The following is a 406-nucleotide window of genomic DNA, read 5'->3' as shown; positions in this document are numbered from 1 at the left end:
GTCTTCTGGAGGTCTTCTTCTCCTGCTGGGACTCCTCACCCTCTGGGCAGAACTGACCCCCATCTCCGGCCACGACCGTCCAACGTTTTGTAATCTCGCTCCTGAATCTGGAAGATGTAGAGGCCATCTCCGTCGTATCTACTACAATCTGGAATCAAACAAATGTAAAGTATTTTTTTACGGTGGATGCGGTGGGAATGACAACAATTTTAGCACCTGGGATGAATGCCGCCACACTTGTGTTGGTAAATAGCATCTGGAAAGGGGGGACCCCGCCCCCGAATTGCATCTAATTCGCCAACTTCACTGAGAGGCGTTCCTTCTGTCCTGGATTATTCTGGAGACCCTCCCCCCAAACCCGCCCTGGCTTCATCCCTTCTGTTCTGCAATAAAGCTTTGTTCTCGC

Annotated in this window: 1 protein-coding gene; it reads left to right on the top strand. The window is 51.0% G+C overall.

Features of this window, described 5'->3' with window-relative positions; translation table 11 throughout:
• The first annotated feature begins 22 nt into the window (after positions 1–22).
• Complete coding sequence (locus BBX35_RS24105) at positions 23–253, top strand: BPTI/Kunitz-type proteinase inhibitor domain-containing protein (RefSeq protein ID WP_083206566.1); 231 nt, start codon at positions 23–25, stop codon at positions 251–253.
• Positions 254–406 lie beyond the last annotated feature (153 nt).

Origin of the sequence: Stappia indica (assembly GCF_001696535.1) — a bacterium.
GTDB lineage: Bacteria > Pseudomonadota > Alphaproteobacteria > Rhizobiales > Stappiaceae > Stappia > Stappia indica.
The sequence above is the reverse complement of the archived record's forward strand: the minus strand, read 5'-3'. Positions and strand labels throughout refer to the sequence as shown.